Genomic DNA, 18,301 nt, shown 5'->3' with positions numbered 1-18,301 from the left:
CGCAACTCAGCGTACGGTTTTCACGAAGTTATTGATTTGGGTATAGGTTCCCCGTCATGAACTACAATGAACCGCGGCGAAAAACGGAGAACCGAAGTCGGAGCGCGGCTGAACGGATATGGGTGTGACTGGATGACTGCCATAGTGATGCCGGTTCTCCTTGACGTACGCAATAACAACAACTGACAACAACAGGGGAGACAAGGATGGCGAGAAGTGCGGGCCGCACCCGACCGGTGATCAAGGACGTGGCCAAACTGGCCGGAGTCTCGGCACCGACCGTCTCCCGGTATCTCAACGGCACCGTCAATGTCACCGAAGACAAGCGTGAACGCATCGCCAAGGCCATCAAGGAGCTGGGCTACGAGCCGAGCATTGTGGCACGCGCCCTGTCGAACCGGGAGATGGACTCCGTGGTGGTGTTCGCGGCCAATCCTTCCGCCTTCTCCACGTCCGAAACGAACCATGGGGTGGATGCCGCCGCCCGTAAACGTCGGTTCCTGCTCAATATTGTTTCTTTGGATGAGTCCGACATGGATTCTGTCAAGGCTCGCGTGCGCATGGGTTTGTCGATCAGGCCGGCGGGCGTGATCGTCTACGAGTACGACCGGGCCGGCATCGCCGCACTGGAATACATTCCCAAAGATATGCCGATGGTCGTGGTGGGTGGCAGCTTCGGCGACGGCGAATACCAGGTCATCAACGCCGAAAGGGATGGCGGCCGTTGGATGACCATGCATCTGCTGGATCTCGGCCATCGCACCGTGTTCCATGTGGGGCGTCCGGAAGGTCCGACCGATAACACCCGCACCAATGGGTGGCGTGACGCGCTCAAGGAGCGCGGCGTCACGGCACCTGACCCAATCATCGTTCCCGACGATGATTTGGAGGAGTCGGTCAAGGCTGGGCGCACCTTGGGCCGTCGTGGTGATGTGACTGCGATTTTCGCCGGCAACGACGAGACCGCCATCGCTGTGATCCGGGGTCTAAGGGAGGTTGGTCGCCGCGTGCCTGCTGACGTGAGCGTCGTAGGCTTTGACGACCGCAACTTCGGTGCCATGTGGAATCCGGCGCTGACCAGTTACACCCAGAACTTCCTGGACATGGGGGAGCGATCCTTCCGAATGCTGTTCGAACAGATCCAGGCCAAGCGCGCCGGCGATGACGCGTCGCCCTCGCAGGTCGAGGTGGTGCAAGGCAAGCCGTGTCTGCGAGCCTCCGAACGCGCGTACGGCGACGGTGAAATCGCGTAGTCGATGGGGCTGCGTATCAATCGATAGTGACTGTAGCGCATTCATATCGTGATGAGGAGTCTCTCATGCCGAACTGTAAGCGATTACCTTAAGTAGTTTGTAATGTGGTTTACGTCATACTAATAGATGTTCTAAATCATAGTGTTTTGCAAGGATTTTTTGCGGAAAATAGCTATTTATCAACAGTTTTCGAAAAGTCTGCATGATGGGCGACTGTGAGCACGCTTTATGGTAACCGCTTTCCGTAGTGTTATCGTTACAGTATGACTTTTTGAACAATCGGCAACTCTGAAGACTCAGCCCCAGACCTCGGGCACTATCTCAGCGGCAGACGCCGCGATGCAATCGGCCCGCGACGAACGCATCCCCGGCAAACTCATCTGCGCGATCGTGGCCGTCGGCTCACTCGCGTTCTTCGGCATCCTGACCGAAACCGTGATGAATGTGCTGTTCCCGCAGCTGATGGGCGTACTCCACATCAGCGCGGCCACCATCCAATGGCTCACCACCGGCTATGCCGCCACCATGACCGGCGCACAGATCGACTACGCGATCATGGCCGTGGCCATTGTTATCGTGTTCGTCGCCATGCTCCACGCCCTACGTAACCGGAAGTAGGTTATAGGCGGGATTGGTCTGACTGGTATCCGCCGCAGCCGGGTTCGGTAGAGCGGCTACCAATCGGCCAGTGTCTCTATGGCATCGAGTCCTGTTCTGCGATGTTGTTCGTCAAGGTTGTTCCAGTAAGGTGATTCATCGGTGAGCATGTCGTACAGGAGCTTGATACGTCTGCGATCCGTGTGGCTATGTATGTAGTCGTTGAGTTTCGGCATCAGGGTCGGTGATGAGGGATGCGAGCATTGCGGCATCGTACAGATGTCTATCCCCATATCCGGCATGGTCTGCCTGGTATGCGGCGCTCTTAAGAATCAGCGCGCCAAGCAGATCCGCGTCGGTAGTGGGACGCACGTCGAGACCGCCCATGATGGCGTGCAACTGCACCATGAGACCGCCGGTGAGCAGCCATGATTCGGTAATGCGCTCGGCCACCATGTATACGATAATCCACGGCTGAGCACCGCTGGGGATTGCAATGCGGGAAATCATTGCCCATTTTCCTTGTTGTATGCCGTGATGAGTTCTGTAAGGGTTTCGAGCCCTGCGCGTCGTTCTCTCGGGTCGTTGGATTCGGCCAGATCAGCGGCGCATACGCCGATGGGCATGGGCCCCTGCCCGGCGGGCAGAAAATTAGCGAGATGCCGTGATTCGGCGGGAGGTCTCGTACTGGCCCCAGCCCTTCTGCTCGGTAGTGGTACCGCTACACCGACTCTTCCCGACGCTCCAGTGCCGCCGATATCAGTGAATGCCCAGCCTGATGTCGGTAGAGTTAAGGCTATTGGCTTGGTCTCGACGGTGAGACTTCTCCAATGGCCAATATGCACTGTTGCAAAGGAGTATGCGGTATGCAACCAATCAAAGCCATTCAATACGGCTGCGGCAAAATGGCGAAGTACACGATTCGCTATATGCACGAGAAAGGCATTCAAATCGTCGGTGCCATCGACGTGAATCCGGAAGTCGTGGGCATGGATGCCGGTGTGTATGCAGGCATCGGCCCCATCAATGTGCCGATTCGCGCCGATGCCGAGGCTGTACTCAACGAGTGCGACGCGGATATCGCGGTAGTCACGCTATTCAGCTTCGAGAACGAAATCGCCACCATGTGCGAGCAGTGCTTGGCCCGCGGCATCAGCGTGATCACCACCTGCGAGGAATGCATCTACCCGTGGACCACCGATCCGGCCACCACGAACCGTCTCGACATCATCGCCAAGGAAGCCGGTGCCACCATGGTCGGCTCCGGCATGCAGGACATCTACTGGGTGAACATGGTCTCCACCGTCGCCGCCGGATGCCACAGCATCAAGAAGATCACCGGTGCGGTGAGCTACAACGTCGAGGATTGCGGCCTGGCTTTGGCCAAAGCGCACGGCTGCGGTCTGACCGCCGAGGAGTTCGAGGCCGAGCTTGCGCATCCCGAAACCGTGGTGCCCTCGTATGTATGGAATTCCAATGAAGCGCTGGCCCAGAAGCTTGGGCTTACCATCGCATCGCAGACCCAGGCCAGTGTGCCGTATTTCAGCGATGTCGACGTGTATTCCGAAACGATGGGCGAGACGATTCCGGTCGGCAAATGCATCGGCATGTCCGCCGTGGTAACCACCGAAACTAATCAGGGCATCACGTTGGAAACTGTCTGTATCGGCAAGGTGTACGGGCCGGATGATGGCGATATGTGCGATTGGAAGATCGAGGGTGAACCGGACGTGGAGTTCCACGTGGTCAAGCCGGCGACCGTCGAACATACGTGCGCCACAATCGTCAACCGTATTCCGGACGTGCTCAACGCGCCAGCCGGATATGTGACGGTCGATCAGCTCGATGAGATTTCGTATCTTACGTATCCTGCCGCGCTGTACGTGGCATAGACCCATATTTTCAGGGATGAAGGCCGGCGCTCATAAGGGTGCCGGCCGGTATCAGGCGGCCAAAGTCGACGTGCGTGGCATCACCTGGAACTGGATATGGTCATGGGTGATGTCATCGGGCCGTTCATGCCGTAGGTTCGACTCGATCAGCGTCACCATGCGATCGATAACCGTACGAGCCATTGCGGGGACGTCCATCGCCACAGTGCTAATGGGTGGGTTGGCGCAGGCGGAGAAGGGGATGCCGTCGAATCCCATGAGCCGTACGTCGTCGGGCACGCGGATGCCATGTTCGGTGAGTTCGCGGAGCGCGCCGATCGCTATGGTGTCAGACATGCACAGGATGCCACAATCGCCCGGGACAGGCGTCAGGACCGCAAGCAGCATCCCGCTCGGCATCGGCGGCGACATCGCCAACTTCAAAAGCGCGGCCCACCTGGCCGTCCACCTGGCCGCCCGCGCCGGCATCGCTCCGGTCGCCGGCCAGCCCGGCACCAGCATCAAAGGCGAGAGACCCTCCAGACGGGGCAACAAACGCTTATAGACTATTGCGCCTTGTATCAATGCGAACTGCCAGTCAACCTTACCGTTGACTGGCAGTTCGCATTTATCGCTCCCGCTGGCGGGAGCTGTCATGCGAAGCATGACTGAGGGTGGTCCACAGCCGCCAATCCGTAACATCACCCAACGCAGCATTTCACGATACGGACGTTTCCGTATCGTATTTTCGTGTGGTCAAATAGACATTTCGAGCGAAAAAGTTCGAAATACCCCCATAACTGGCCATAAAAAAATTGCTTAAGAATCACTATTGACTTTTTTGCCTACTCGGTATATGGACACACGAAACGTAAATGACATGGAGCAACGGTACTGTGTCAACGGCAATGAACGAAGAGACACGATTTCCTTACGTGTCCACAACCAATTGAGGTGATTTCGGTGACATTCAAAGCCCCGCTCGATCTCACGGTCCACGCTCCGGACGGCATGTATGATCCCGCCAACGAGCATGACGCCTGTGGTGTGGGTATGGTCACCACTTTGAACAAGCGTCCTGAACGCAAAATCGTCACCGACGCCATTGAGGTGCTGGTCAATCTCGACCACCGCGGTGCCGTGGGTGCCGAGGAGAACACGGGCGACGGCGCCGGCATTCTGATGAGCATGCCGGATGAGTTCATGCGTGCCACTGTGCCCGCCGAACTGCCGGAAGCCGGCCACTATGCCGCAGGCATCGCCTTCCTCGACCGCGACATCGAAGCCTCCGGTCAGCAGGAACAGGCCATTGCCAAGATCGTGCGCGAGGAGGGACTCGAAGTCCTCGCATGGCGCGTGGTGCCTACCAACCCGGACGGTCTTGGTCTGCAGGCCCTTGCCGCCATGCCGGGATTCAAGACCCTTGTGGTCGCCTCTCCGGACGGCTCTCTGGCCGGCGTGGACTTGGATCGCAAGACTTTCCGCATCCGCAAGCGCGTCGAGCATGAGGTAGGCGTCTACTTCGCCTCCTTGTCCGCCCGTACCATCACGTACAAGGGCATGCTCACCACCATGCAGCTCACTCACTTCTTTGAGGATCTGAACGACGAGCGCATGAAGGCCACCATCGCCATCGTCCACTCCCGCTTCTCCACCAACACGTTCCCGAGCTGGCCGCTGGCCCAGCCGTTCCGCCTGCTGGCCCACAATGGCGAGATCAACACCATCCAGGGCAACCGCAACTGGCTCTCCGCCCGTGAAGGTCGCCTGAGCAGCGAATTGCTCGGCGAGTTCGAGCCGCTGCTGCCCATCACCACCCCGGGCTACTCCGATTCCGGCACCTTCGACGAGTGTCTCGAACTACTGCACCTCGCCGGCCGTTCCCTGCCGCACGCCATCTGCATGATGCTGCCGCCGGCTTGGGAGAAGAACCCGGATCTCGATTCGGACGTGCGCGCCTTCTACGAGTACAACAACACGCTGATTGAGCCGTGGGATGGCCCGGCCGATATCGTCTTCACCGACGGTACCCAGGTCGGCGCTCTGCTCGACCGCAACGGCTTCCGTCCTGGCCGTTGGCAGCTCACCGATGACGGCTACATTGTTCTGGCTTCCGAGGCCGGCGTGATTCCGGAGATCGCGCAGGAGCACATCGTGTCCAAGGGCCGTCTTGAGCCCGGCGAGATGTTCCTGGTCGACACCGCCGAAGGCCGCATCATTCCCGATGAAGAGGTCAAGAAGAACCTCGCTGCCCAGCACCCGTACCGCAAGTGGGTGGAAGGCAACTCCGTTGAAATGAGCGACCTGCCCCGCCGCGAGCACGTCAGCCACTCCGGCCAGTCCGTCCAGCGCCGTCAGCGCGCCTTCGGCTACACCGAAGAGGATCTGAAGCTCTTGCTCACGCCGATGGCCAACACCGGCAAGGAACCGCTCGGTTCCATGGGTAACGATGCGCCTATGCCTGCGCTTTCCAGCCGCAGCCGCATGCTGTTCGACTACTTCACCCAGAAGTTCGCGCAGGTCACCAACCCGCCGCTGGATTGGGAGCGTGAGGAGATCGTCACCTCGCTCGAATCCGCCATCGGCCCCGAGCCGAACCTGCTGGCCGATTCCGAGCTGCACGCCAAGAAGATTCTGATTCCGCTGCCTGTGGTCAACTCTGATGAGATGGCCCAGCTCAAGCGCCTTGACAAGGCCCGCATCCTCGGCGGCTACTACCGCCCGTACGTGGTCAAGGGCCTCTACCAGGTCGCCGGCGGCGGCAAGGCCCTCGAAGAGCGCCTTGCCGAGATCTTCGCCGAAATCGACGAGGCCATCGCCAACGGCAAGAACTTCATCGTGCTCTCCGACCGTGAATCCAACCACACGTGGGGCCCGATTCCGTCCCTGCTGCTGACTTCCGCCGTACAGCATCACCTGCTGCGCCGCCACACCCGTACGCAGATCTCCATGGCCGTCGAGGCCGGCGATGTGCGCGAGATCCACCATGTCGCGCTCCTCATCGCCTATGGCGCCGCCTGCGTGAACCCGTACTTGGCATTCGAATCCGTGGAAGATCTGGCCCGCAACGGCTACCTCAAGGTCGATGCGGACACCGCCGTGAAGAACCTCACCAAGGCGCTTTCCACCGGCGTGCTCAAGATCATGTCCAAGATGGGCGTCTCCACCATCATGAGCTACCGTGGCGCGCAGCTGTTCGAGGCTGTGGGCCTGAGCCAGGAAGTCATCGACGAATACTTCACCGGCACCACCTCCCGTGTGGGCGGCGTGGGCCTTGAAGAAATCGCCGAGGAAGTGGCCATCCGCCACCGCGTGGCCTACCCGAACCAGTGGAGCGCATCCCCGCACCGCAACCTGCGCACCGGCGGCGACTACAAGTGGCGTCGCACCGGCGAGGACCACCTCAACGATCCCGAGGCCATCTTCCTGCTTCATCAGTCCACCCAGCGTGGCGACTACCAGATGTTCAAGAAGTATTCGCACCACATCAACGACACGTCGAACCGTCTCATGACCCTGCGTGGCCTGATGAAGTTCAACACCAACCGCAAGCCCATCGACATCTCCGAAGTCGAGCCGGCCTCCGAGATCGTCAAGCGCTTCTCCACCGGTGCCATGAGTTACGGCTCCATCTCGCAGGAAGCCCACGAGACGCTCGCCATCGCCATGAACTCGATTGGCGCACGCTCCAACTCCGGTGAGGGCGGCGAATCCGACGACCGTATCAACGACCCGCAGTGCTACAGCCGCATCAAGCAGATCGCGTCCGCCCGCTTCGGCGTGACCTCCGATTACCTCGTGCACGCCACCGATTTGCAGATCAAGCTCGCCCAGGGCGCCAAGCCTGGTGAGGGTGGCCACCTGCCCGGAGCCAAGGTCCCGCCGTGGATCGCCAAGGTCCGCCACGCCACCCCGGGCGTGGAACTCATCTCTCCGCCGCCGCACCACGACATCTACTCCATCGAGGATCTGAAGCAGCTGATCAACGATGCGAAGATGGCCAACCCGAAGGCACGTATCCACGTCAAGCTCGTTTCCGAGTTCGGCGTCGGCACCATCGCCGCAGGTGTGGCCAAGTGCCATGCCGACGTGGTGCTTATCTCCGGCTACGACGGCGGTACGGGTGCAGCCCCGCTCAACGCCATCAAGCACGCCGGCACCCCGTGGGAGATCGGCCTGTCCGAAACCCAGCAGACGCTGATCCTGAACGGCCTGCGCTCCCGCATCGTCGTCCAGTGCGACGGCGAGCTCAAGACCGGTCGTGACGTGGTCATCGCCGCCCTGCTTGGTGCCGAGGAATTCGGCTTCGCCACCGCAGCCCTGATCGTGGAAGGCTGCGTCATGATGCGCGCCTGCCAGAAGAACACCTGCCCGCAGGGCATTGCCACCCAGGACCCGGAGCTTCGTGCCCGCTTCAAGGGCAAGCCCGAGTACGTGGTCAACTTCTTCATGTTCATTGCTGAGGAAGTGCGCGAGATCCTCGCCCAGCTCGGTTTCAAGACGCTGGAAGAGGCCATCGGCCACGTCGAATGCCTGGACCAGAACGAGGCCATCAAGCGCTGGAAGTCCGACGGGATCGACCTGTCCAACGTCCTCAAGCAGTCCGGCCCGGTGCCCGGCACGATCCTGCACCAGACCATCGAGCAGAACCACGAGCTCGAAAAGGCCCTGGACAACAAGCTCATCGAGCTGGCCCAGCCGGCCCTCGAACACAAGGAACCCGTGCGCATCGAAATGCTGATTCGCAACGTCAACCGTACGGTCGGCACCATGGTCGGCTACGAGATCACCCGCCGTTACGGCGAGGAAGGTCTGCCGGACGACACCATCGACATGACCCTGCACGGTTCCGGAGGCCAGTCCATCGGTGCGTTCATCCCGCGCGGCGAGACCATGCGCATCTACGGCGAAGTCAACGACTACGCCGGCAAGGGCCTGTCCGGCGGTCGCATGATCGTGCGCCCGGAAGACAACGTCACCTTCGACAAGCACAGCAACGTCATCGCCGGCAATGTCACCGGTTTCGGCGCCACTTCCGGCCAGATGTTCGTAGCCGGTCGCGCCGGCGAACGTTTCGGCGTTCGTAACGGCGGTGCCACGTTCGTGGTCGAAGGCGTGGGCGACCACGGCTGCGAGTACATGACCGGCGGCACTGTTGTGGTGCTCGGCCCCACCGGACGCAACTTCGGCGCAGGCTTCTCCGGCGGTAACACTTATGTGCTTGACCTCGATATGAAGAAGGTCAACCCGGGTGCCATCAAGTCCGGTGCACTGCTCTTCAAGTCGCTTGATGCCGAAACCTCCAAGCTGGTGTACGCACTGGTCAAGCAGCATGCCGAGGAAACCGGTTCTCAGTTCGCTGCGGCTCTGCTGGAGGACTGGAACGAAACCGTCAAGAGGTTCACGCACGTAGTGCCGAAGCAGTTCGTGGCCATGACGAAGGCCATGGAAGAAGCCAAGGCCAACAATGTAGATTTCAATGCGCCCGGCGCCTGGGAAAAGGTGTACGAGCAGGTTATGGAAGGAGCGCGCTGACATGGGCGACCCGAGAGGATTCCTGAAGGTCCGTACCCGCCGAGAGCTGGCTGAACGCCCCGTTGAGGAGCGTATCAAGGACTGGTTCGACGTTCACGCCGAAACCGGCCTGCAACCGTGGACCCGAACGCAGGCGGCCCGCTGCATGGATTGTGGCACCCCGTTCTGCATGACCGGCTGCCCGCTGGGCAACCTGATTCCCGAATGGAACGATCTGGTCCGTCAGGGCAAGTGGGAGGACGCCTACAACCGTCTGTCCATGACCAACAACTTCCCCGAAGTCACCGGCCGCATCTGCCCGGCCCTATGCGAGCAGGCCTGCGTGCTCGGCATCCACCAGCCGCCGACTATGATCAAGCTTGACGAGCAGACCATCATCGACCAGGCATGGGATTTGGACTACGTCAAGCCGCTGCCCCCGCAGCGTCTGACCGACCAGACGGTCGCCATCGTCGGCTCCGGCCCTGCCGGCCTCGCCGCCGCACAGCAGCTCACCCGCGCCGGCCACACTGTCGTCGTCTACGAGAAGGACGACGCCATCGGTGGTCTGATGCGTTATGGCATCCCGAACTTCAAGCTTGAAAAGGGTCTGCTCGACCGCCGTGTCAAGCAGATGGAGGCCGAAGGCACCCGCTTCCGCACCAACGTGGAAATCGGCAAGGACATCACGTGGGATGACCTGCGTGACCGTTACGACGCCGTCGTGGTGGCCATCGGCTCCCGCGTGCCGCGCGATATGAAGATTCCGGGCCGCGAGCTTGACGGCATCCACTTCGCCCTCGACTTCCTGCCCGACGCCACGCGCCGTATCTTCGGCGTCAAACCGGTGCACGACATCACCGCCAAGGACAAGCACGTCATCGTCATCGGCGGTGGCGACACCGGTTCCGACTGCCTCGGTACCTCGATCCGTCAGGGTGCGAAGGACGTCACCGTGCTGCAGATCATGCCGAAAGAGCCGTCTTCACGCCCGGACGACAGCCCGTGGCCGACCTTCGCCCGCACCTACCAGAAGACTTCCTCCATGGAAGAGGGTGGCGAGTACATTTACTCGACCGACTCGGTGAACTTCGAAGGCACCGAAGAGGAGAAGGCCAAGGTCACCATCGACAACTCGACCACCGCCGAAGGCTTCGTGGCCGATGAACGCGGTCACGTCACCGGCCTGAAGGTCGTCTCCGTGGCCCCCGGCGAGAACGGCCCCTTCACCCGCCAGCCCGGTACCGAGCGCGTGCTGCCGGCCGATCTGGTCCTCATCTCCGTGGGCTTCCTGCACCCGGACACCGAGACCATCCTCGACCAGCTGCCCGTCGAACTCGACGGGCGCGGCAACATCGCCCGCAATGACAAGTTCGCCACCTCCCAGGACGGCGTGTTCGTGTGCGGCGATGCCGGCCGTGGCCAGAGCCTCGTGGTCTGGGCCATCGCCGAAGGCCGCTCCTGCGCCGCAGCCGTGGACGAGTACCTCTCCAGCGAGCAGACCAGTGAGCTGCCGGCTCCGATCAAGGCCAGCCAGCGTCCGATGATGCTGCCTCGCTGAAAACGCGCTGTTTGGATGAATCCTGCGGTAATATCTACCGCAGGATTCTTTTTTTGCGGATAAAGGGGTGAGTGAGATGGCGAATCGTGCAGAACGTCGTGCACAGGCCAAGGCCAATCGTAGGGGAGTGCCGTCGCAGTACGACCAGACCCACGGCCGCGGTCGCTCGGGAATGATTGACGAATACCAGCTGCAGCAGAAGTCCCAGCGTCTGCAGGACGGCACCGACGGCACCGAATGGAAGCCCAGCGGCGGTACGATTGCGGACACCGAAACCCTGCTGACCACTAACCCGAACTACACGAATCCGAGGATGTTCAAGGCACCGCATTCGCTGCGTCAATGGTTCCGCGTGGGCAGCTGGACGCTGATCGCCATCGCGATTATCGCGTTCTTCGTGGTTATGTGGCTGCCAAGCCATCCGATGTGGCTGATCATCACCGTTTCCGCGGTGTTCATTGTGGGTGTGCTGAGCCTGTTCTTTACGGCTGGCGATTCCAAGCACAATCCGAATTTGGATCAGAACGGCACGGCCGTCTGATCTTTTGTCTGGTAAATCCGGCTTGAAAAAGCAAAACGCACGACGGAAGTTGTGCGTTTTCTCGTATGCGGTGCCCTAAAGTAAGAAGTGCTTGAGTTTCTTTCTGACGCACGAAGGAGAGGCAGTCCGATGAAAGTTGATATTCTAACCCGCGAATACCCGCCGCATGTGTATGGCGGTGCCGGCGTACACGCCGAGGAGCTGTCCAAGGTTTTGGCCGAGCGCATTGACGTGACCGTGCGTGCGTTTGATGGCAAGCGCACCGAGGCGGACATTCCTGCTATCCCGAATGCTGCCGATGCTAAGGGCACCTTGAAGGTCGTCGGCTATGACACGCCTTCTGAGCTGGCTGATGCCAACCCCGCATTGAAGACCTTCGGCGTTGATTTGCAGATCGCCAATGATGTGGACGCCGACATCATCCACGCGCACACCTGGTATGCCTGCTTAGCGGGCTACATGGCCAAGATGCTGCACGGCACTCCATTGGTTATTACCGCGCACTCTCTGGAGCCGTTCCGCCCGTGGAAGCGTGAGCAGCTCGGCGGCGGCTACAATCTGAGCTCTTGGGCTGAGAAGGATGCTTACGAACACGCCGATCGTGTGATCGCCGTTTCCGGTGGCATGCGCAAGGATATTCTGACTGCTTACCCGAACCTCGATCCGAACAAGGTGGTTGTGGTGTACAACGGCATCACCATGGCCGACTTCGCCACCCCGGCCCCTGACGACCCGGGCTGGAAGGTGTTCGATCGTTACCACATCGACCGTTCGAAGCCCACCCTGCTGTTCGTGGGCCGTATCACCCGCCAGAAGGGCCTGCCGTACCTGCTCAAGGCACTGCACCTGATTTCCAAGGACATTCAGGTGGTGCTGTGCGCCGGTGCGCCCGACACTCCGGAAATCGCCGAGGAAGTCAAGAACGCGTTCGCCAAGCTGGATGAGGAGCGCGGCAACATCGTGTGGATCGAGGAAATGCTGCCCAAGCCGGAGCTCAACGCGCTGGAGCATGGCTGCGATGCCTTCATCTGCCCGAGCATCTACGAGCCGCTGGGTATTGTGAACCTTGAGGCCATGGCCTGTGGTCTGCCGGTCGTCGCATCCGCCACCGGCGGCATCCCGGAAGTCGTGGTCGACGGCGAAACCGGCTATCTGGTTCCGATCGACCAGCTGCACGACGGCACCGGCACCCCCACCGATCCGGACAAGTTCGTGCACGATATGGCCGCCGCTATCGACAAGATCATGGCTGACCCCGAACTCGCCAAGAAGATGGGCCAGGCCGGCTACGAACGCGCCCGCGACGTGTTCAGCTGGGAGTCCATCGGTGACAAGACCGTCGAGGTCTACCAGTCCGTGCTCGACGAGCAGAAGAAGTGAGTAGCGCTGCTGCGTTGTCTCCCCTCAGTCCGGCTGCGCCGGCCAGCTCCCCTCAGGTGCCGGTTTCTTGGCTCCCCTCTCTGAGGGGAGCTGTCACCGCAGGTGACTGAGGGGAGTCGGCGAAGCGGACTGGGGGAGTCCTCAGACCGCGAATCATAGGTAGTATTTCACTCATGACAAACACCGTCCTCCAACTCGACAACGTCGAATTCCGGCGCAACCGTCGCGTCATCATCACCGACGTGAACCTCACCATCAACGCGGGGGAGCGTTGGGTGCTGTTCGGTCCGAACGGCATCGGCAAATCCACCGCAGTCGGCATGCTGGCCACCCGCACCTTCCCCTCAGAGGGCCGCGTATTCATCCTCGGCCATCAACTCGGCAAATACGACGTATTCAAACTGCGTACCCGCATCGGTCTCGCCTCTGCCGACCTGGGCCGGCAGTTCCCCGAGTTCGAGGACCCGCTGGACGCCGTGGTCACCGGCCTGTCCGCCGTGACCGGACGCTGGCGCGACACCTACACGCAAGAGGAATACGCCCGCGCCCGCCAGCTGCTGCGCGATTTTCGCGTCTCCTATCTGGAAGGCAAGGAGATGTGGCGACTGTCCGAGGGCGAGCGCACCCGCGTATTGATCGCCCGTGCGCTGATGGGAGATCCCGAGCTGCTCATCATGGATGAGCCGACCACTGGCCTCGACTTGGGTGGTCGTGAGCAGGTGATGCGCACATTGAGCCGAATCGGCGAAGAGAACTCCGAGCGTGCCGTGGTGCTGGTCACCCATCGACTGGAGGAGATTCCGGCCGGCTTCGACCATATCGCCATTATGGGTCGCAAGCCGATACCTGCTGAGGACGCCACTGAAGCGGGCGTGGATTCAATGGGTAATCCCGGTGCTGGCACCATCGTCTACACCGGTTCGTTGGAGAATGGCCTGACCGACGAACGCTTGTCGGAATTGTTCGGTATGCCCATCGAAGTCCAGCACACCCACGGCCGCTGGGCCGCCTACGCCGTGTGATGCCGTTTTGGCCTCCGCCAGCGGAAGCCGTCGGCCAAGCCGACTGGGGGAGGTGTCAGCAGTACTTTCCCTTTTTCGGCAGGTTTTATTTTTCTCTTCGTCCCCCTCTGGAGGGGGCTGTCAGCGTAAGCTGACTTGGGAAGGTTCGACATATGACGGAAAGCGACATGACTAGTAGCAAGCTCGTATTCATTGATATCGACGGCACGCTGGCTGATGAGAATCATATTGTGCCGGAGTCGGCAAAAACGGCGTGTGCGCGAGCCCAAGCCAACGGTCACAAGCTCTTCATCTGCACCGGTCGTTCCGTGCCGAAAATCGAACGCAACATTCTGGGTCTTGGATTCGACGGCGTGGTGTCCGTGGCGGGCGCGCAGGCAAACATCGGTGACAAGCTGCTGTTCCAGCACCTCGTATCGCCCGAAGCCATCGATGCGGCGATGGCGTATTTCGCCGAGCATCATATCGAAAGCTACCAATGGCAGGGTGCGGACGGCATGTACATTTCCGAAGGTTATCGCCGCCATCTGGAGTCCAAGGGCAAGACGTGGAATCGTGGTGAGTTTGTGCGGTTCTGGCATCTGCTGGACGAGGTCGAGGTCCCGGCCGGCTCCACGTTGGGACATACGATTCATGTGAGCAAGGGATCATATTTCACCGGGCCCGAGCCGGATGTTTCCTTCGAGGACACCCAGCATGATCTTGCCTCCTGGTTCGAGCTCGTGCACGGCTCATACGACAAAATCTCGCCGAATAACGGCGAACTACTCATCAACGGCATCGACAAGGGCACCGCCGTACGCGACGTGGCTTCCTTGCTTGGCTACTCCGTTGCCGACACCATCGCCATCGGCGACTCCGACAACGACACCGCCATGCTCAAAGCCGCCGGCACATCCGTGGCCATGGGCAACGCCATCCACGGCATCCAAGCCTTTTGTGACTTCACCACCACCGATATTCACCAGGACGGCCTGGCCAACGCCTTCAAGACGTTGGGACTGGTGTGAGGCTATGTCGTTTGCTCTCAGACGAAGGATCCTTTCGTGCTGTAGTATTAATAAATAAGTTGAATATATACTGAACGGGGAAGGAGGGAACGATCTTATGCCGACGATAATGAAAGAACAGATGGAAGTCAGCGTTCGTGTCACTCCTCAGCAGGCTTTTGATTTCATCAAGCAGCAGGTAGACACCAATGAAGGCTTTGATGAGGATACTCGACCAGTGCGGGTGCATGATTCAGCTTATTTGAAGCAACTTCTGGAGAGCTGATGAGCTCCGCCGTATGTGTCATTTTCGACTGCAATATTTATATCGATGTGGCAGAAGCTCTAGGGTTTGACGCGTCGCTAGCTAATTTGCGTAATTTCAGAACTGCAAGTAGGCCTTTACAAGCCGAAATCGATGCTTTTCAATGCGTGCTAGCAGGAAAATTTGGTCCGTATGATTTAAAGCTTGGCAGCTCGCTGCACATCAAAGACACGGTACAGCATGAGCTAAGCAGATTGCCGGAATGGTCGGAATCTTCGGCGAAATCATTCCTCGATCAATTCCATGACAATCTTGTTGATATTATGTTGACCGGATTTATCGGGGAAGAACACGTGCCACCCTTGGATCATGAAGATGGAGTGGTATTCGGCACATGCCATGAAATCAGGAATACTCCGGGCATCGTGCAAACGATCCTTGTCACACGAGATAAGCAGTTCGCGGATTCATTCAAAGATGTGCCTTCCCATACTACGGTGCTTCATCCGATTGGCTTCATGAAACTTTGCGACGCGGCACAACGTATGCTGCGCCGAGCATAGAGAATTGTGAATTCAAAATGGTTTGTTCATCATGCGAAGATAGTGGTCATCTGTCCGTCGCGGTTGCGCAGTTTACGGTGGCGGAGGAGCCGGAACGGAATCTGGAGATTATTGACGGATTTGCGCGTGATGCTGCGGCGGGCGGCGCGAAGTTGCTGGTATTGCCGGAAGGTTTGATTGCGCGGCGTGGCGATGACGATTCATATGCTGCCGCGCGTGCGCAATCACTGGATGGACTGTTTGTAGACGGCTTGCGGCGTATCAGCGCGCAACGGCATATTGCGCTGATGGGCACCGTACATGTTGCGCCGGAAGTGAGCGCGTCGGGATCAGGCATTCCGGAATCGATGAAGAATGCGGACTCGCGCGTTTCCAATATGTTCCTCGTGATTCGTTATGGCGAGATTATCGCTGCATATCGCAAATTACATCTGTACGATGCGTTCTCGGCCCGCGAGTCCGACGTGGTGAGGCCTGGTGCCGAGTTACCGCCCATCGTTGATATTGACGGTTGGAAAATCGGCGTCATGACCTGCTATGACGTGCGTTTCCCGGAAACCGCGCGCTCGCTGGCCGTACGTGGTGCCGGTGTGATCGTCGTAAGTGCCGCTTGGGTGCGCGGTCCGCTGAAAGAACAGCATTGGAAGTTGCTGACTACGGCTCGCGCATTGGAAAACACTTGTTATGTGTTGGCCTGCAGTGAGGTGAGTTCGCGGAATATCGGATGCAGCCGTATCATCAATCCGATGGGTGAGATTGTTGCGTCGGCGGGTGATGAGGGAGCCGAGCTTATTGCTACTGGGCTTAGTCGCGAATGCCTTGTTTCCGCACGCCAGATAATGCCGGTTCTGCAGAATTGTCGTTTTACCGACCCGCAGTTGCGTGATTAGTCGAGCCTTTTGGAGTTCGCTGTCGACGCTTTGATGGCATATTACTTCGAATGTAACGTGCCGAATTATTGACGCAATCAGTGGTCAGAGAGAGTCCGTGATAGATATCGCGGGCTCGGACGCCTATTATGGGACGCATGACTGCTACTGTTCATGATTCCTCCCAAGCTCCTGCATACGCTCGTCTGAGTGAGGGGAGCGAGGCACCAGATTTCACTCTGCCGGCGATTGTCCCAAATTCTGCATCACCTGCTGAAGCCGAATCTGATATCGATTCGCAAGAAACTTCTCTCACCTTGTCCGAAGTGCTCAAGGGCGGCCGCAAGGTAGTGCTGTATTTCTACCCGGCCGCGATGACGCCCGGTTGCACCACCGAGGCCTGCGATTTCCGCGACAATCTCGCCCGATTGGCGTCGAAAAACGTTACGGTGCTTGGCGTCTCCAAGGATTCGCTCGATAAGCTGCGCAAGTTTGCCGAGCGTGATCATCTCACGTTCCCGCTGGTAGTGCCCGAACTCTTGCGCACTTTGGTCTTCGCCCGTCCCTGTGGCGGTGATCAGTTCGCTGCTGGTACGGTCTCACCGAGCCTTGACATGTCGAGGTAGCGGCGCGTCGACCACTCGTCGGATGTCACGTAGCGGACCCTCGCGCAGACGAGCATCAACGCGCTGCGTCCGTCGGGGAACGAGCCGACCACGCGGGTCCTGCGCCTGATCTCGCGGTTGAGCCGTTCGATCATGTTGTTGGTGCGGATCCGACGCCTATGCTCGCGCGGGTAGTCGTCGAGCAGGTAGGTCGTGGTCTCGCCGATGCCCTCGCGCAGGCATTTGGCGGCCTCCTTGAGTTTCCTGGATTCCATGTCCCGGGCGACGGATTCGGCCTTCTCCAACGCCTTGTCGCGTGATTCCATGGAGAACACGGCCTTCAGTGCGTCGGCCGCCCAGTCGCGGTTCCCGGGGTTGACCCTGGCGAGTATGTTGCGCTCGAAATGCACCATGCACCGCTGGTAGCGGGCATCGGGCAGCAGCTCGCCCGCGGCGGCGACCAGCCCCGCGCACCGATCTCCCGTCACCAGTCTCACGCCCTTGAGGCCTCGTGCGAGCATGCCTTTGATGAATTCGCGCCAGCTTTCCGCGTCCTCCTTCATGCCCTCGGCCACCGAAAGCACCTCGCGCCGCCCGTCCATGCCGACGCCGATGGCCACCAGGATGCTCACGTTCTCCACGGACCCGCCCCAGCACCTTTTGTGCCACACGCCGTCCATGAACAGGTACGGGTAATCCTGTTCGAGGGGCCTGCCCCGCCATGCGTCGATATCCGCATAGACGCGCTTGAGCTTGTCGCTCAGGGTCTGCGAGGGCATGCGGTCGCCCCACAGGAGCCGGCTGACATCATCGACCTGGCGGGTGGAGACGCCGGCCAGGTACATGTCGATCAAGGCCTCCTCGACGCTCTCCTCACGCCGACGGTATCGTTCGATCACGGCCGACTCGAACACCGCGCCCTTGAGTTTCGGCACTTTCAGGCTCATTTTGCCGGCCTTGACGGTCAGGTCGCGCTCGTAGTGGCCGGCCCGGTACGCCTTGCGGTCCCCGCTGCGCTCGTAGCGCGCGGCGCCGGTGATCTCGTCGGCCTCGGCGTCGAGCATCGCGTTCAGGGTCTCCTCGACGCTTTTGCGGACCATCCGGTCCAGGGTGGTTTCCAACATGGCCTGGTCGACCTGTAGAATCTGCTGTGACATGGCTTCGTGCCCTCGTTTCCAATCGCGGTTTTCTAATGTCTGGCGACTGAAAATCGTACACAGGACACGGGCCATGCCCCTATCTCAAGCCCAAACCAAAGTGCGCAAAATCTC

16 protein-coding genes and 1 pseudogene are annotated in these 18,301 nt (G+C 59.8%); 14 read left to right on the top strand and 3 right to left on the bottom strand.

Annotation, left to right across the window (positions count from 1 at the left end; genetic code table 11):
- Positions 1-206: 206 nt before the first annotated feature.
- Both ACEUKI_RS07415 and ACEUKI_RS07410 read left to right on the top strand, forming a co-directional pair.
- Complete coding sequence (locus ACEUKI_RS07415) at positions 207-1,253, top strand: LacI family DNA-binding transcriptional regulator (protein ID WP_374156661.1); 1,047 nt, start codon at positions 207-209, stop codon at positions 1,251-1,253.
- 339 nt (positions 1,254-1,592) lie between these two features.
- Positions 1,593-1,785, top strand: a pseudogene (locus tag ACEUKI_RS07410) (MFS transporter); the annotation flags it as partial.
- 272 nt (positions 1,786-2,057) lie between these two features.
- Here ACEUKI_RS07410 and ACEUKI_RS07405 read toward each other — a convergent pair.
- A complete protein-coding gene (locus ACEUKI_RS07405; protein WP_251848054.1) occupies positions 2,058-2,360 on the bottom strand; it encodes a hypothetical protein in 303 nt (100 codons plus the stop codon).
- Positions 2,361-2,716: 356 nt separating this feature from the next.
- On the opposite strand from ACEUKI_RS07405, the gene ACEUKI_RS07400 reads away from it, so the two are divergent.
- A complete protein-coding gene (locus tag ACEUKI_RS07400) occupies positions 2,717-3,742 on the top strand; it encodes a dihydrodipicolinate reductase (protein WP_374156660.1) in 1,026 nt (341 codons plus the stop codon).
- Positions 3,743-3,793: 51 nt separating this feature from the next.
- Here the strand turns inward: ACEUKI_RS07400 and ACEUKI_RS07395 are convergent, their stop codons facing one another.
- Positions 3,794-4,129, bottom strand: coding sequence for a substrate-binding domain-containing protein (locus tag ACEUKI_RS07395; protein ID WP_374156659.1), 336 nt, complete (start codon positions 4,127-4,129; stop codon positions 3,794-3,796).
- On the opposite strand from ACEUKI_RS07395, the gene ACEUKI_RS07390 reads away from it, so the two are divergent.
- The 11 genes from ACEUKI_RS07390 to ACEUKI_RS07340 all read left to right on the top strand — a co-directional run bounded on the left by ACEUKI_RS07390 (position 4,026) and on the right by ACEUKI_RS07340 (position 17,051).
- A complete protein-coding gene (locus ACEUKI_RS07390; protein WP_374156658.1) occupies positions 4,026-4,286 on the top strand; it encodes a transposase in 261 nt (86 codons plus the stop codon). The two genes, ACEUKI_RS07395 and ACEUKI_RS07390, sit on opposite strands and share 104 nt — an antisense overlap.
- Before the next feature lie 398 nt (positions 4,287-4,684).
- The gene (gltB, locus tag ACEUKI_RS07385; RefSeq protein WP_374156657.1) at positions 4,685-9,256 is read left to right on the top strand and encodes a glutamate synthase large subunit; all 4,572 of its coding nucleotides are present in this window, start codon (positions 4,685-4,687) and stop codon (positions 9,254-9,256) included.
- Position 9,257: 1 nt separating this feature from the next.
- Complete coding sequence (locus ACEUKI_RS07380) at positions 9,258-10,796, top strand: glutamate synthase subunit beta (protein ID WP_374156656.1); 1,539 nt, start codon at positions 9,258-9,260, stop codon at positions 10,794-10,796.
- Between the two features lie 76 nt (positions 10,797-10,872).
- Complete coding sequence (locus tag ACEUKI_RS07375; protein WP_080784866.1) at positions 10,873-11,337, top strand: hypothetical protein; 465 nt, start codon at positions 10,873-10,875, stop codon at positions 11,335-11,337.
- A 129-nt stretch (positions 11,338-11,466) separates the two neighbouring features.
- The gene (glgA, locus tag ACEUKI_RS07370; protein WP_374156655.1) at positions 11,467-12,717 is read left to right on the top strand and encodes a glycogen synthase; all 1,251 of its coding nucleotides are present in this window, start codon (positions 11,467-11,469) and stop codon (positions 12,715-12,717) included.
- 173 nt (positions 12,718-12,890) lie between these two features.
- A complete protein-coding gene (locus ACEUKI_RS07365) occupies positions 12,891-13,739 on the top strand; it encodes an ABC transporter ATP-binding protein (protein WP_007053343.1) in 849 nt (282 codons plus the stop codon).
- Between the two features lie 152 nt (positions 13,740-13,891).
- A complete protein-coding gene (locus ACEUKI_RS07360) occupies positions 13,892-14,749 on the top strand; it encodes an HAD family hydrolase (RefSeq protein WP_374156654.1) in 858 nt (285 codons plus the stop codon).
- A 97-nt stretch (positions 14,750-14,846) separates the two neighbouring features.
- Complete coding sequence (locus tag ACEUKI_RS07355; RefSeq protein WP_179133408.1) at positions 14,847-15,014, top strand: hypothetical protein; 168 nt, start codon at positions 14,847-14,849, stop codon at positions 15,012-15,014.
- Entirely contained in the window at positions 15,014-15,556 is a 543-nt protein-coding gene (locus ACEUKI_RS07350) for a hypothetical protein (RefSeq protein WP_165498934.1), read from the top strand. Before ACEUKI_RS07355 ends, ACEUKI_RS07350 begins: the two co-directional genes overlap by 1 nt.
- Positions 15,557-15,573: 17 nt before the next feature.
- On the top strand, positions 15,574-16,446 hold the full coding sequence (locus tag ACEUKI_RS07345) for a nitrilase-related carbon-nitrogen hydrolase (protein WP_374156653.1): 873 nt from the start codon (positions 15,574-15,576) through the stop codon (positions 16,444-16,446).
- Between the two features lie 128 nt (positions 16,447-16,574).
- On the top strand, positions 16,575-17,051 hold the full coding sequence (locus tag ACEUKI_RS07340; protein ID WP_374156652.1) for a peroxiredoxin: 477 nt from the start codon (positions 16,575-16,577) through the stop codon (positions 17,049-17,051).
- Here the strand turns inward: ACEUKI_RS07340 and ACEUKI_RS07335 are convergent.
- The gene (locus ACEUKI_RS07335; protein ID WP_131218582.1) at positions 17,003-18,187 is read right to left on the bottom strand and encodes an IS256 family transposase; all 1,185 of its coding nucleotides are present in this window, start codon (positions 18,185-18,187) and stop codon (positions 17,003-17,005) included. The two genes, ACEUKI_RS07340 and ACEUKI_RS07335, sit on opposite strands and share 49 nt — an antisense overlap.
- Positions 18,188-18,301: the final 114 nt, after the last annotated feature.

It is taken from the genome of Bifidobacterium sp. 2450, assembly GCF_041900695.1.
GTDB classification, from domain to species: Bacteria; Actinomycetota; Actinomycetes; order Actinomycetales; family Bifidobacteriaceae; genus Bifidobacterium; species Bifidobacterium longum.
This window is presented reverse-complemented; position numbering and strand designations above follow the sequence as displayed.

Coding starts and splice junctions, on each gene's coding strand:
- ACEUKI_RS07415 (WP_374156661.1), top strand. CDS start 207: ATGGCGAGAAGTGCGGGCCGCACCCGACCGGTGATCAAGGACGTGGCC.
- ACEUKI_RS07405 (WP_251848054.1), bottom strand. CDS start 2,360: ATGATTTCCCGCATTGCAATCCCCAGCGGTGCTCAGCCGTGGATTATC.
- ACEUKI_RS07400 (WP_374156660.1), top strand. CDS start 2,717: ATGCAACCAATCAAAGCCATTCAATACGGCTGCGGCAAAATGGCGAAG.
- ACEUKI_RS07390 (WP_374156658.1), top strand. CDS start 4,026: ATGCCATGTTCGGTGAGTTCGCGGAGCGCGCCGATCGCTATGGTGTCA.
- ACEUKI_RS07395 (WP_374156659.1), bottom strand. CDS start 4,129: ATGCTGCTTGCGGTCCTGACGCCTGTCCCGGGCGATTGTGGCATCCTG.
- ACEUKI_RS07380 (WP_374156656.1), top strand. CDS start 9,258: ATGGGCGACCCGAGAGGATTCCTGAAGGTCCGTACCCGCCGAGAGCTG.
- ACEUKI_RS07375 (WP_080784866.1), top strand. CDS start 10,873: ATGGCGAATCGTGCAGAACGTCGTGCACAGGCCAAGGCCAATCGTAGG.
- glgA (WP_374156655.1), top strand. CDS start 11,467: ATGAAAGTTGATATTCTAACCCGCGAATACCCGCCGCATGTGTATGGC.
- ACEUKI_RS07365 (WP_007053343.1), top strand. CDS start 12,891: ATGACAAACACCGTCCTCCAACTCGACAACGTCGAATTCCGGCGCAAC.
- ACEUKI_RS07360 (WP_374156654.1), top strand. CDS start 13,892: ATGACGGAAAGCGACATGACTAGTAGCAAGCTCGTATTCATTGATATC.
- ACEUKI_RS07355 (WP_179133408.1), top strand. CDS start 14,847: ATGCCGACGATAATGAAAGAACAGATGGAAGTCAGCGTTCGTGTCACT.
- ACEUKI_RS07350 (WP_165498934.1), top strand. CDS start 15,014: ATGAGCTCCGCCGTATGTGTCATTTTCGACTGCAATATTTATATCGAT.
- ACEUKI_RS07345 (WP_374156653.1), top strand. CDS start 15,574: ATGGTTTGTTCATCATGCGAAGATAGTGGTCATCTGTCCGTCGCGGTT.
- ACEUKI_RS07340 (WP_374156652.1), top strand. CDS start 16,575: ATGGGACGCATGACTGCTACTGTTCATGATTCCTCCCAAGCTCCTGCA.
- ACEUKI_RS07335 (WP_131218582.1), bottom strand. CDS start 18,187: ATGTCACAGCAGATTCTACAGGTCGACCAGGCCATGTTGGAAACCACC.